Annotated in this window: 10 protein-coding genes; all 10 read right to left on the reverse strand. The window is 34.2% G+C overall.

The window, feature by feature from the left end; translation table 11 throughout:
* Nucleotides 1-124: 124 nt before the first annotated feature.
* The gene (gene ftsZ / locus O5O44_RS13530; protein WP_289194784.1) at nucleotides 125-2,113 is read right to left on the reverse strand and encodes a cell division protein FtsZ; all 1,989 of its coding nucleotides are present in this window, start codon (nucleotides 2,111-2,113) and stop codon (nucleotides 125-127) included.
* A 91-nt stretch (nucleotides 2,114-2,204) separates the two neighbouring features.
* Nucleotides 2,205-3,518, reverse strand: a complete 1,314-nt coding sequence (gene ftsA / locus O5O44_RS13535; RefSeq protein ID WP_019387916.1) for a cell division protein FtsA — start codon at nucleotides 3,516-3,518, stop codon at nucleotides 2,205-2,207.
* A gap of 3 nt (nucleotides 3,519-3,521) precedes the next feature.
* On the reverse strand, nucleotides 3,522-4,241 hold the full coding sequence (locus O5O44_RS13540) for a cell division protein FtsQ/DivIB (protein ID WP_289194785.1): 720 nt from the start codon (nucleotides 4,239-4,241) through the stop codon (nucleotides 3,522-3,524).
* The gene (murC, locus tag O5O44_RS13545) at nucleotides 4,231-5,583 is read right to left on the reverse strand and encodes a UDP-N-acetylmuramate--L-alanine ligase (RefSeq protein WP_289194786.1); all 1,353 of its coding nucleotides are present in this window, start codon (nucleotides 5,581-5,583) and stop codon (nucleotides 4,231-4,233) included. Before murC ends, O5O44_RS13540 begins: the two co-directional genes overlap by 11 nt.
* Complete coding sequence (murG, locus tag O5O44_RS13550; protein ID WP_019387919.1) at nucleotides 5,580-6,680, reverse strand: undecaprenyldiphospho-muramoylpentapeptide beta-N-acetylglucosaminyltransferase; 1,101 nt, start codon at nucleotides 6,678-6,680, stop codon at nucleotides 5,580-5,582. Before murG ends, murC begins: the two co-directional genes overlap by 4 nt.
* Nucleotides 6,681-7,874 (reverse strand): FtsW/RodA/SpoVE family cell cycle protein, encoded by a 1,194-nt coding sequence (locus tag O5O44_RS13555; protein WP_019387920.1) that lies wholly within the window; start codon nucleotides 7,872-7,874, stop codon nucleotides 6,681-6,683.
* Nucleotides 7,875-7,886: 12 nt separating this feature from the next.
* A complete protein-coding gene (murD, locus tag O5O44_RS13560) occupies nucleotides 7,887-9,224 on the reverse strand; it encodes a UDP-N-acetylmuramoyl-L-alanine--D-glutamate ligase (protein ID WP_289194787.1) in 1,338 nt (445 codons plus the stop codon).
* Between the two features lie 42 nt (nucleotides 9,225-9,266).
* Nucleotides 9,267-10,508 carry a phospho-N-acetylmuramoyl-pentapeptide-transferase gene (gene mraY, locus O5O44_RS13565; RefSeq protein WP_019387922.1) on the reverse strand — a complete coding sequence of 414 codons (1,242 nt, stop codon included), beginning with the start codon at nucleotides 10,506-10,508 and terminating at the stop codon, nucleotides 9,267-9,269.
* Between the two features lie 42 nt (nucleotides 10,509-10,550).
* Complete coding sequence (locus O5O44_RS13570) at nucleotides 10,551-12,014, reverse strand: UDP-N-acetylmuramoyl-L-alanyl-D-glutamate--2,6-diaminopimelate ligase (RefSeq protein ID WP_289194788.1); 1,464 nt, start codon at nucleotides 12,012-12,014, stop codon at nucleotides 10,551-10,553.
* Nucleotides 12,011-13,972 carry a penicillin-binding protein gene (locus tag O5O44_RS13575; RefSeq protein WP_289196450.1) on the reverse strand — a complete coding sequence of 654 codons (1,962 nt, stop codon included), beginning with the start codon at nucleotides 13,970-13,972 and terminating at the stop codon, nucleotides 12,011-12,013. Before O5O44_RS13575 ends, O5O44_RS13570 begins: the two co-directional genes overlap by 4 nt.
* Between the last annotated feature and the right edge of the window lie 19 nt (nucleotides 13,973-13,991).

Below are 13,991 nucleotides of genomic sequence, written 5' to 3' on the forward strand. Positions count from 1 at the left end.
TATTTGCTGTTTGCGAAGATAAAAAATAGATTTCTGCCTTTGCATTAAAGACCAGAAAAAAACCCGAAAAGTTGAGGGAACTTTTCGGGTCATTAAATAACACACTAGGTTAAATTCGAATAAATCAATCTACATTATCATGTAAAAATGAATTATTATTTCTTAATTGAAGATCATCATTATCATCTAAACCAATACTTGTTCTAGATAAATCTGTTTCTGATGAATGCTTAGTTTCTTTTAAATCGACACCTTGACGCTTGTAAGCAGGCACTTTTTCAATATCATCAATTTTGGCATTATTAAATTTATAATTAAAGTCCTTCATTTTACGTCTGCGCTCTTCCGCACGCTCTTTTAACAACTCTGAAATTGGACTATTCATTGGGTCTATTTCTTCCGCTGTATCTTCTCCTAATTCAGGTTCTTTAACAACTTTCTTTTCAAAGACAACTTCCTCATCTACTTCTTCTTCAACAACTTTAGTTACTTTCTGAGTATTATTCATTGAAGATTCTACCTCAACATAATCATCCAATGCATAACGAATATCGCCTTCTTCGTTTGTCTCGTTTACAGTGATTAACTCCACATAGTCATTAACAGATATATCTTTTACATCATCGGTTAAATCATAAGTTACTAAATCTTCATTTTCTATTTCTTCTTCTTTGGATTCGCTTGAATTTGACAATGGCAAATCAAAGGTTAATGTGATTTGTTGCTCTTCTTCAATACTATCTGAAATAACTTCAATATCCTGGACATTTTCAACGTCTGCAACCATTCTAGTAACTGGTTTGATAATGAAATCTTCATCTTCTTCAAATGTGCCATAATCAGCTTTTACTTCATCATAAACCACATTCATGTTTTTTATAATTTCTGAAGTTGGAATGAGTTCAATATCGCTATGTTTTTCTTCAATCTCTTCCTTTTTAACAAAAGTAACTTCCTCTTCTTCAATCTCTAAAGTGTGACGAACTACTGGCGGCTCCTTCTTTTCTTCAAGAACAATTGTTGGTTCGATAACAACTGGTTCTTTTTCTTTTGCATCTAATTCTAAATCTTCACTTAAAGAATGAACAACCTTCTTAGTTTCTGTATTGGAAATTTCATCTTGTTGTTCTATATTAAATCCTGTAGCTATAATGGTTACAGCAATTGACTCTTCTAAAGATTCATCTTCGCCAACACCCATAATGATGTTAGCACCATGACCAGCTTCATTTTGAATGTGATCATTTATTTCTCCAATCTCGTCAATTGTTATTTCTTGGGTGCCAGAAACGATTAATAATAATACGTTCTTAGCACCTGTTATTTTATTATCGTTTAATAATGGAGAATCGAGCGCTTTACGAATGGCATCTTGTGCACGATCTTGACCTGAAGCTAAGGCAGAACCCATTATGGCCGTTCCGCTATTACTTAAAACAGTTTTAGCGTCGCGTAAATCGATGTTTTGAGTGTAGTGATGTGTAATAACTTCGGCTATACCACGAGCAGCAGTAGATAGCACCTCATCGGCTTTCGAGAAACCTGCTTTAAAACCTAGGTTTCCGTATACTTCACGAAGTTTATTATTATTGATAACGATTAACGAATCGACTACTTTTCTTAATTTTTCAATTCCTTTTTGAGATTGCTCAATACGCATTCTCCCTTCAAACTGAAATGGCATTGTTACAATTCCAACAGTTAAAATGTCTAAATCTTTAGCCATTTTAGCAATAATTGGAGCTGCCCCAGTACCGGTTCCACCCCCCATTCCTGCAGTAATAAAAACCATTTTTGTGTTTGAGTCTAGCATTTGAGAAATGTCATCAAAACTCTCAACAGCAGATTGCTCGCCTATATCTGGATTTGCACCAGCCCCTAATCCTTCGGTTAAATTAAGACCTAACTGGATTTTATTAGGCACACCACTATTTTGTAATGCCTGTGCATCGGTATTACAAATGTAAAAATCTACACCTTTTATACCTTGCTGGAACATATGATTAATGGCATTGCTGCCACCGCCACCAACACCTATGACTTTAATGACATTTGATTGGTTTTTAGGCAAATCAAATGATATGTTTGTTTCGAATTCTTTTTTGCTGCTCATAAAATTCTGTTTTTTGGGGTTTTGTACTTAATATTTTAATTCAAATGGATTTTTTTCTCACTAAGTCTTAAAGACTTTTTATTTTATAGTTCTACTCTGCATTATCTAAAAAGTCTTTAACACGCTCGGTTAACTTATCAAGAAAAGAGCGTCGTTCTTTTAATGGTTTTTCTTTTACTTCGTCTTCATCTTCCGATTCTTCTTCATGACTTATTATCTCTTCTTGCAGTTCAACTTTTTTTCTTTCTTGACGTTTTAAACCATCTAACACTAAACCAACCGCAGTTGCGAAAAGCGGGCTCGTAACATCGTCATCACTATCGCCTGCTAAATGCTCATTAGGGTACCCAATTCTAGTATCCATGCCTGTGATATATTCAACTAATTGCTTTAAATGTTTAAGTTGACTTCCTCCTCCTGTTAAAACTATTCCGGCTATTAATTTTTTCTTTTGTTCTTCGTGTCCGTAATTCTTTATCTCGACATACACTTGCTCGATTATTTCAACAACACGGGCGTGAATAATTTTAGATAAGTTTTTTAAGGTTATTTCTTTAGGCTCTCTTCCTCTTAACCCAGGAATAGAAACGATTTCATTATCCTTATTTTCCCCTGGCCACGCAGAACCAAATTTTATTTTTAATAATTCGGCTTGCTTTTCAATTATAGAACAACCTTCTTTAATATCTTCCGTAATCACATTACCTCCAAATGGAATTACTGCCGTATGACGTATGATTCCATCTCTAAAAATGGCCAAATCTGTCGTTCCACCACCTATATCAATTAAGGCAACACCTGCTTCTTTTTCTTCCTGACTTAAAACAGCATTAGCAGATGCTAAAGGCTCGAGGGTAATTCCTTCAAGGTTCAATCCAGAACTTTGTACACAACGCCCTATATTTCTAATGGATGATACTTGACCAACAACAACATGAAAATTAGCTTCTAATCTACCACCATACATACCAATGGGCTCTTTTATTTCGGCTTGACCATCAACTTTATATTCTTGAGGCAGTACATGAATAATTTCTTCACCCGGAAGCATTACAAGTTTATGAACTTGATTGATAAGTCTATCAATATCATCTTCGTCAATCACCGTTTCAGAATTCGCTCTGGTGATATAATCACTATGTTGTAAACTTCTTATATGTTGTCCTGCTATCCCAACAGTTACATCTTCTATTTTTAAATCTGCTGCAACTTCTGCTTCTTGAACAGCTTGTTGAATAGACTGAATAGTTTGGGTTATGTTGTTTACAACACCACGATGCACTCCCAAACTTTTAGATTTACCTATACCTAAAATTTCAACTTTGCCGTATTCATTTTTACGCCCAATCATTGCCACAATTTTTGTGGTTCCTATGTCTAATCCTACTGCTAAATTATGCTCCATAGTTTAAATTTTGGTACATATTACTTGATTTTCAAACTGTAAATTCACTTTACTATAACTGTTTAGTGTATTATCCTTTTGATTTTTTTTATAAAATGCTTTGAGGTTATTTATTTTTTTATCCAAAAATTTTTCATCCCCTAATTGCACCAAAAAATCACACTTCCTTAGTCTTAAATAAAGCTTCTTATCTCTTTCTTGATGAATCTCAAAAACATGTTTTTTTAGAAACTCATCTTCTTTAATTTTTCGAGCTATTTTATAGACGTTTTTTAAATTATTTTTTTCCACATAACCAGTAACTAATGGCACTCGTGCAGAATAATTTTTTGACAATGGCATGAATGAACCTTCATCATCAATATAATAAGACGCATTTGTACTTACTCTTGCAATAGGTGTTTTTTGTTCTATTTCCGCGTTAAGTGTAGCATTTACAGACACATACACTTCAGCATTTTTAACCATAGGATTAGATTTGAGGGCTTTTTCTAATTCATCCAAAACTAAAGTTTCTTTAGGCACGTTTTTAAGAGCGCCATAATTTTGTATTAACAATTTACTAACAGTTTCGTTTGTTAAGAACAAATTGTTTTCGCCAACAAATTTTATGCTTGGTTCTGTAATTTGTCGTTCACCATTTCTTATCGTAGCAAAGGCAAACAAAAAGACCACCACAGCAAACAAAACCACTAATTTTATGTAGCCCCAATTAATTCGCATAACTAAATTCCTTTTTAATATGTCTTACTTCTTCTCCAATATCTCCAGCGCCCATTGTTAAAATAACTTGAGCTTGAGATTCGTGTATTTTAGTGAGCAATTCATTTTTACCAATGAGTTGCTTGTTTTTATGACTTACCTTTTCTAATAACCAAGCAGAGGTAACACCAGGAATCGGCAATTCTCTAGCTGGATAAATATCTAATAATAACAGCTCATCAAACTGAGATAAGCTTTTTGCAAATTCATCTGCAAAATCATTCGTTCTACTATATAAATGAGGCTGAAAAATGGCTAATACTTTCTTGTTAGGATACATTTCTCTAACCGCTTGATGCACTGCGTTTATTTCTTCTGGGTGATGAGCATAATCATCAATAAACACAAAATCATCAGTTTTAATGTGATACGTAAATCTGCGTTTTACACCTTTATAAGATGCTAAAGCTTTGGCGAGCTGTTGGTTTGGGCAACCATATTCTACAGCCATCGCCAAGGCTACTAACGCATTCGACAAATTGTGTCTACCAGGTAGGTTAAATTTTAAATTTTCTAGTTCTGTTTTTGGAGTTTTTACATCAAAAACATAAGTACCATTATATATTTTTATATTTTGAATTGTATAATCTGAATCGTCTTCTATCCCATAAGTTATACCGCTTAGAGGTAAGCCATTTTTAATAAACAATTTCCCGTTGGGTTTTATCCTTTTCGTGAAATCTTCAAAGGATTTTTTTAATTCTGAAGCATCACCGTAAATATCCAAATGATCTGCATCCATAGAGGTAATGCAAGCTAAATTCGGTGAGAGGGTTAAAAACGAACGATCGAACTCATCGGCTTCAACAACAGAAACTTCATTACCACCCAAAATTAAATTTGAATTATAATTCTCACTAATTCCACCTAAAAAAGCAGTTAAAGGCACTTGGCATTCATGCATTAGATGTCCTAAAATACTTGTTGTCGTTGTTTTTCCGTGTGTACCCGCAACTGCTAAACAAAATGTATTTTCTGTAATTAATCCTAAGATTTGAGAACGTTTAAATACTTTAAATCCGTTGTTTTTAAAATAATTTAATTGTTCATGGTTTTTAGGTATCGCAGGCGTGTAGACAATCAATGTTGTTTCCTTATTTTGTAACACAGATTTAATATTTTCGACTGAATCTGTAAAATTAACCTCAATACCTAATTCTTTTAATCCATTAGTGATATCTGTTGGTGTTTTATCGTAACCAGAAACAAGCTTATTATTGGCATTAAAATAGCGAGCCAAAGCACTCATGCCTATACCGCCAATGCCAATAAAATAGATGTTATGGATATCTTTTAAATTCATTTACTTTCCTTGAGAAGTTTTTCGACTTCGTCTGCTATATCTTTTGTAGCATTTACCAATGCCAGTGCTTTTATGTTTTTGCCTAATGTTTTTTGCTTTTCAGTTGAATGGATAAGCTGTGATAACGTGTTTTCAAAATTTGCATCTAAATCTTCTTCCTTAATCATTAAAGCTGCGTCTTCTTTCACAATAGACATGGCGTTTTTGGTTTGATGGTCTTCTGCCACATTTGGCGATGGAATAAAAATCACAGGCTTCCCAACAATACATAGCTCTGAAACCGACCCCGCCCCTGCTCTTGAAATCACTATATCTGCCGCGGCATAAGCAAAATCCATATTATTTAAAAATTCATAAACCTGAATACTTTTCGTGTTACCGTGAAGTTTATATTGCTGATAATACAACTTACCGCACTGCCATATAATTTGGATGTTTTGAGTATCGAAGAAGTCGAGCTCCTTTTCTATGAGTTGGTTTATTCTTCTAGAACCTAAACTCCCGCCAATTATCAATAACGTGAGCTTATTAGCATCTAAATCGAAAAATTTTTTTGCTTCAACGGTTTTGGTTTCAATATCTAATAAACTTTGACGTACAGGATTTCCTGTTTTTATAATTTTATCTTTTGGAAAAAATCGTTCCAACCCATCATAAGCGACACATATTTTTTTAGCTTTTTTTGCTAAAATCTTGTTGGTTATTCCAGGATATGAATTTTGCTCTTGTATTAACGAAGGAATCTTATTAGAAACCGCTGCTTGCAACAATGGCCCACTTGCAAATCCACCTGTACCAATGGCAACATCTGGCTTAAATGTTTTGATGATTTTTCGAGCTTTTAAAAGACTACTCATCACTTTAAAAGGAAAACTTAAATTCTTCATGGTAAGCTTACGCTGAACACCAGAAATCCATAATCCTTCAATACGATATCCGGCTTGAGGAACTTTTTCCATTTCCATTCTATCTTTAGCACCCACAAACAAAAATTCAGCATCAGGAAAACGCGATTTTAACTCGTTTGCAATGGCAATGGCAGGATAAATATGTCCTCCTGTACCTCCACCAGATAATATGATTTTATAGTTGCTCATTTATATAGTTTCCGATAGAATTTCTAACGGATTGTCTTCGTTTATCTCTTGTTCTTTTATTTCTTCTCGTTTTGCACTAACACTTAAAATTATTCCTATGGCTAAACACGTCATCCAGATAGATGTACCTCCACTACTTATTAATGGTAAGGTTTGACCTGTAACCGGAAACAATTCTACTGCAACAGCCATATTAATTAAAGCCTGAAACACAATAGGCAACCCAACACCTAAAACCAAAAGTTTACCAAAAATGGTGTCGGCTTTTTGTGAAACAATTACAATTCTAAATAGCAACCACAAGTATAATGTCATGATTACAAACCCGCCTATTAATCCATATTCTTCAATAATAATGGCGAAAATAAAATCTGAAGACGACTGTGGTAAAAAGTTCTTTTGCATACTCTTTCCTGGACCTACACCTTTAATTCCTCCGGTAGCAATGGCAATTTTTGCCTTTTCTATTTGATAATCAGCTTCTGTATCTTCAGGGTTAGAGAAACTTTCAATTCGTCCCATCCACGTATCAACTCTATTAGGCATAGCATCTGGAAACGCTTTCGCTATTAAAATAAAAAGAGTTAAAACCAAAATACCCGAACCAACAATTACGGCTAAATACCTCAGTGGATATCCACCTAAAAATACCAACATTAACACCATTAAAAACATGATTGCCGCCGTTGAGAAATTGGCAGGCAAAATCAAGATTAAGATGAGAAAAACAGGCAGCCATAGCGGTAATATAGATGCTTTAAAGGTGATAATTTCGTCTTTAATTTTAGACATGTATCTTGCCACATACACCATAAGCACAACAGCAGCTAGGGTAGATGTTTGAAAAGACATACCGACAAAGGGAATTTGAATCCATCTGCTAGCATTCGCACCATCAATAGTTTTTCCTTGAAGAATGGTTAAGCCTAACAAAACTAAAACCACTGGTATCATTATTAATGACAAGCCTTTAAAATACCTGTATGGAATTTTATGCACACCATAAATAATAGCAAATCCTAAAACCAAATGCACAAAGTGCTTAATAAAAAAAGTAAAAGTACTACTGCCTGCACCTTTGTAAGCTAAGTTGCTAGCGGCACTGTAAACAGGTAAAAACGAAAGAATAGCCAATAACGCTACTATTGCCCAAATTAATCTATCGCCTTTTATGTTTTTAAATAGGGTTTGCACTTTTAACTAATATTATAAGTTTCTTACTGCATTTTTAAATTGACGACCGCGGTCTTCATAGTTTTCAAATAAATCAAAACTAGCACAAGCAGGAGACAGTAAAACATTATCGCCAGCTTCAGCTATTTTATAAGCTATTTTCACAGCTTCACTCATAAATTGCGTCTCAATTATCACATCAACCATATTACCAAAAGTGTTCATTAGTTTCTCATTATCAACACCTAGACATATAATGGCTTTCACTTTTTCATTTATAAACGGAAACAACTCTTCATAATTATTTCCTTTATCGACACCCCCTACAATCCAAACCGTTGGAGCATCCATACTTTCAAGCGCATAATACGTTGCATTTACATTTGTGGCTTTTGAGTCGTTTATGTACTGCACTTTGTTGATTTTAAGTACCTGCTCTAAACGATGTTCGACACCTTGAAAATTCTCTAAACTTTCACGAATAGTTTGTTTTCTAATTTTTAGTAAATGTGCCACAGTGGAAGCTGCCATGGCATTTTTAATATTGTGCTTTCCTTCTAAAGTTATGTTTGCTGTTGGCATAATTAATTGATTGTTATTTATTGTTAGTTTTATGTTTTCTTTGTCTAAATACGCACCATTCTCAATAGTTTTTGTTAATGAAAATGGCAATAATTGAGATTGAACTGGGTTATTTTTAAGATGATTTGTTATCACCTCATCATCAGCGTCATAAATCAAATAATCATCTTTTGTTTGATTTATGGCAATTCTAAATTTTGAACGGATATAATTTTCAAACTCATAATTATATCTATCTAAATGATCGGGTGTAATATTGAGTAATACGGCAATTTTAGGCTTGAAATCAATGATATCATCTAACTGAAAACTGCTTATTTCTAGCACGTAATTTTCATAATCATTTTCTAAAACCTGTTTTGCAAAACTATCTCCAATATTTCCTGCTAACCCTACATTTAATTCTTGTTTTAAAATATGATGCGTTAACGTTGCCGTGGTAGTTTTACCATTACTTCCTGTTATCCCAACAACTGTAGCATTAGTGAATTTAGACGCGAATTCAATTTCTGAAACGATTTGAATTCCTTTATCACGAATAGCTTTAACCAATACAACTTTATCAGGAATGCCAGGGCTTTTCATGACGATATCAGCATTTAGAATTTTTGATTCCGTATGCGTTTCATCTTCCCATTCAATCTCATTATGTAAAAGAACTTGTTTGTACTTCTCTTTTATTTTTCCTTTATCAGAAATAAAAACATCATATCCATTCGCTTTTCCTAAAAGTGCTGTTCCAACACCACTTTCTCCCCCTCCTAATATGACTAATCGTTGTTTTTTCATTCTTTTTATGAAATGCTTTGGTTACACTCAGCACAACAAGTATTATCTAATTTTCAATGTTACAATTGAAAGGATTGCGAGCAATATGCCTACAATCCAAAAACGTGTAACTATTTTACTTTCGTGATATCCAGATTTTTGATAATGGTGATGCAATGGTGACATTTTAAAAATTCGTCGTCCTTCTCCATACTTCTTTTTGGTGTATTTAAACCAACTTACCTGCATTACTACAGAAAGGTTTTCTGCTAAAAAGATGCCGCATAACACTGGAATTAACCATTCTTTTCTAACTGCAATAGCTATTACTGCTATAATTCCACCAATAGTCAAACTTCCCGTATCGCCCATAAAAACCTGAGCAGGAAATGTGTTATACCATAAAAAACCAATTAATGCACCTACAAATGCTGTGATATAAATTGTAATTTCTTCAACTCTTGGTATATACATAATATTCAAATACTCTGAGAAAATTATGTTACCCGATACCCAGGCAAAAATCCCTAAAGTGAGCACAATTATTGCAGAAGTTCCAGCTGCCAACCCATCTATTCCATCGGTAAGATTTGCGCCGTTAGAAACTGCTGTAATTATAAAAATGGCAACCAAAATAAATACTATCCACGCGTATTTTTCAAGATTTGGGCTTATCCAAGTAATGACCATTGAATAGTCAAATTCGTTTCCTTTAACAAAAGGAATGGTAGTTTTGGTGGATTTAACTTCATCTTTAAACAATTTAAAAGGCTCGATATCTGGATTTTCAGCCAACAACGCTCGCTGTTCTGCAATGGGCAGTTTTTCTTTCATCGTTACTTCAGGATGGAAAAACAAAGTTGCTCCAACAATAATTCCTAATCCTACTTGCCCTAAAACTTTAAAGCGCCCTTTAAGTCCTTCTTTATTTTTTTTAAACTTCTTAATGTAATCATCTATAAACCCTATAGTTCCCATCCATAATGTGGTTACTATGAGAAGAATGATATAAATGTTCTCCAATTTTGCCAATAACAGTACAGGAATAAGCGTAGCCAAAATGATAATTACACCACCCATAGTAGGGGTTCCTGCTTTTTCTTTCTGCCCTTCAAGCCCTAAATCTCTAATCGTTTCTCCTACTTGTTGTCTTTGTAAAAAACGGATAATTCTTTTACCATAAATTGTAGAAATTAACAGCGACAAAATCATTGCCATTGCAGCTCTAAAGGTTAAAAACCCAAAAAGAGTAGCCCCTGGAAGTTGAAACTGTTGTTCTAAATATTCAAATAGGTAGTATAACATCTTATTATTTTTGAGATTCTTTGCTTAAGCTTAGAATGACATTTACTTCTGTAATTGTTTTAAAAGTTCTTTTACTATTTTAAGGTCATCAAAATCAAATCGCTCACCATTAATTTCTTGATAGGTTTCATGGCCTTTGCCAGCAATTAATATGATATCGTTGGGTTGCGCCATTTGGCATGCTGCTTTTATGGCTTGCTTTCTGTCCGCAATGGTTAATGCCTTCTTGAAATTTTGTGGCTCTACTCCAGATTCAATTTCTTTTAAAATCTGATCAGGGTTTTCGGTTCTGGGATTATCATTTGTAAAAATGACTTTGGTACTTAAGGCCGTGGCGATATGTCCCATTTTTGGTCGTTTGGTTTTATCTCTGTCTCCACCGCAACCCACAACTGTTATTAACTCTTCGTTTTTAGTTCGAATGCTATTAATAGTTTCTAATACATTTTTTAAAGCATCAGGAGTATGAGCATAATCAACAATGGCGGTAATTTTATCACTTGATACCACGTACTGAAATCTTCCACTCACACTTTCCAAATCGCTTATTAAGCGTAGTATTTCAACTCGTTCTAACCCCAACAATTCAGCAGTAGCGTAAATAGCTAAAACATTGTAGGCATTAAAATTTCCAATAAGTCTTGTCCAAACTTCACTATCATTAACTTTTAGTAATAAGCCTCCAAATTGATTTTCTAAAATTTGAGTTTTGTAGTCTGCATATTGCTTTAAAGCATAGGTGTATTTTTTAGCTCTTGTATTCTGCAACATCACTAAACCGTTCTTATCATCGACATTTGATAGTGCAAATGCATTACTAGGAAGCTCATCAAAAAACTTCTTTTTAACATCGCGATATTCAGCAAATGTGCTGTGATAATCTAAATGATCATGTGTAAGATTTGTAAAGATTCCACCTTCAAAATGCAAACCTTCGGTTCTATATTGATGAATACCATGAGAACTCACTTCCATAAAGCAAAACTCAACACCTTCATCATTCATTTCTCTTAAATACTTATTTATGGTTAAAGAATCTGGAGTAGTATGAGTTGCCTTATACTCAGTTTCATCTACCATAATTTTCACAGTTGATAGCAACCCAACTTTATATCCTGCTTTTTTAAATAATTGATACAGCAAGCTTGTTACTGTAGTTTTTCCATTTGTCCCTGTAACACCAACTAGCCTTAAATTCTCTGAAGGGTTTTCATAGTAATTTGATGCCATTACCGCTAATGCTTTACTAGTATTATCAACTTCTATATAGGTAATACCATCTACCAATTTTTCTGGAATCGCTTCACAAACCACACTAGTGGCACCATTTTTTATTGCTTTATCAATATACTCATGACCATCTGTGATTGAACCTCGAATTGCCACAAACAAACTGCCCTTTATTATTTTTCTAGAGTTGAATTCTATAGTAGACAACTCGACACTAGTCGAACCAACGACAGCGTTTAAAGTAACCTTATATAATATGTCTTTTAAAACTTTCATGAGGCTTTTAAGACTATAGTTTGATTGTTTTTTAATTTTGTGTTCTTATTGATTGATTGCGCCTTAACAACACCGCTACCTTCTAATTTTACAGCAACATTTACTTGCATATTTTCTAACAATGCTAAGGCATCCATTGCTGGCATGCCAACAACATTTGGCATAATTGTTTTATAAGTTTGCGCTGTTTTATAATAGCTTTCATAATCTTCTTCAACTGAACCAATTTGAACTTCTAAAGATTCTATCTCATCAATTAATGGTGTATCTGTGTAGATTTTTTGCGCGACTCTTTTAAACACAGGACCAGAAACATCGGCACCATAATACCCAACGCTCTTATCAGGCTCATGAATAACTACAATGCAAGAATATTTTGGGTTTTCAGCAGGGAAATATCCAGCAAAAGACGAGATGTAGTTGAGCTTTTCCTTATCTCTATAATTTTTTTGACAAGTACCTGTTTTTCCTGCCATTGAAAAGTTTTCAGAATACAACCTGTGGCCTGTTCCATGTTTCTTTTCAACAACATTTTTGAGCAATGTTTGCAATTTAGCGATGGTTTCTTTAGAGCATATTTGTTTGTTGATTACCTCTTTATTAAAAGGCTCAATAACTTTATCAAACTCTTTAACCTCTTTTAAAAACCTAGGTTTAACCATAACTCCATCATTCGCAATGGCATTATAAAACGTAAGGGTTTGTAATGGGGTAAACTGAACGCCATAACCATAAGCCATCCACTGTAAAGCAATACCGCTCCAACGCCCATTTTTTACCCTAGGATCTGGAATTATAGGTTCTGGCTCACCAATTAAAGGGAGATTCAAGTTGTCTTGAAGATTCATTTCATACAATCTATCAACAAACTTTTCTGGCTGTTTTCTGTAGGCTTTATCTATTACTTTGACAATACCAGTGTTTGATGACACCTCAAAAGCTTTGGCAACACTAATTTTTCCGTAGCCACCATGTTTAGAATCTCGAACTGATTTTCCATAATATTTTACAATGCCTTTCTCTGTATCCACTACATCACTGGTATCAGCAAGTTTGTCTTCAAAAACTGCGGCAAGCGCCATAAGTTTAAATGTAGAACCTGACTCATGACTTTCACCTACAGCGTAATTTAAACGCTCATAATAATGTCCGTTTTTATTTCTTCCAAGGTTTGAAATGGCACGAATTTCGCCCGTTTTAGTTTCCATTACTACAACACAGCCATGGTCTGCTTTGTATTTTTCTAATTGTTCCAGCAATGAGTGATGCGCTATATCTTGAATGTTAACATCAATGGTTGTATAAACATCATACCCATCTTTTGGCTCAATTTCATTGGCATCACTTAAAGGTTTCCACTGCCCTTTCCCTATTTGTTGTTTTTTACGTTGCCCGTCGACACCTCGTAAATATTTCACTCCAAAAGCACCGTCAATTCCAGGTCTAGTCACATTTCCATTATCATCAATTCGCTCGTAACCAATTGTTCTTTGAGCGATACCACCCATAGGATGTTCGCGCTTCGTAGTTTGCTCTACTATTAAACCACCCTTAAAAGCACCGAGGTTTAATAATGGAAAATTTCTTAATCGGATATAATCTGAATACCCAATATTTCTAGCCAATAAAAAATATCTGTTTTTATTTGCACGTGCCCGTCTCACATCCTTTTCTATTTGATTAGAGGATTTACCTGTAAATTTTGAAAGAGAATCGCAAAGCGTCTTGATGTGTTTTTCGAAAGTTTTTGATGAAGGGGTAAGTGCATCTAAACGAATATCGTATTTAGGGATTGACGTGGCTAATAAATTGCCGTTAACCGAATACACATTTCCTCTGTTGGCAGGAATAATAACATTTTTTACAACACGCTCTGTGGCTTTAGCTCTATAAACATCTCCTTGAAGAAACTGGATACTTAATAATTTAAACACCACAGCAAGACCGAAGATGAACATACATCCAGCTATAAAATAC

Source organism: Algibacter luteus, assembly GCF_030344935.1.
GTDB lineage: Bacteria > Bacteroidota > Bacteroidia > Flavobacteriales > Flavobacteriaceae > Arenitalea > Arenitalea lutea.